Below are 477 nucleotides of genomic sequence, written 5' to 3' on the forward strand. Positions count from 1 at the left end.
AAGCCGGACGTGCCGAGCAGGGGCTGACATTTTTTGCCCGGCTGTACGCCATTGAACGGGAGGCCCGGTTACTCAATCCCGATGAACGACAGCGGTTACGGCAGGAAAAAGCGACCCCGGTACTGAAAGACTTCCATGACTGGCTGACGGAGTCGAGCCGGACGATGTTGCCGAAAAGTGCTATCGGCTCGGCGATCAGCTATACCCTGAACCAGTGGCCGAAACTGTTGGTTTATCTGGAAGACGGGCATATCAGCATAGACAATAATGTCACGGAGCGGGATATCCGTCCGTTCACCACGGGGCGCAAGAATTGGATTTTTTCCACCTCCGCAGACGGCGCCTTTGCCAGTGCGAACTTATACAGCCTGGTGATGACCTGCCGGGCCAATGACATCAATCCGTCTTTTTACTTCCGGCATATTTTTAAGGAACTCCCCAGACGCCAATCTGGTGATCCCCTGCACGACCTGTTGC

Annotated in this window: 1 protein-coding gene; it reads left to right on the forward strand. The window is 54.9% G+C overall.

All coding sequences use genetic code 11. The annotated features are described in order from the left end of the window. Positions 1–477, forward strand: a 477-nt coding sequence (locus tag AAC147_RS01635; protein ID WP_047685016.1) for an IS66 family transposase, incomplete at both ends; no start/stop codon positions are given.

The organism is Xenorhabdus sp. NBAII XenSa04, assembly GCF_963866145.1.
GTDB lineage: Bacteria > Pseudomonadota > Gammaproteobacteria > Enterobacterales > Enterobacteriaceae > Xenorhabdus > Xenorhabdus indica.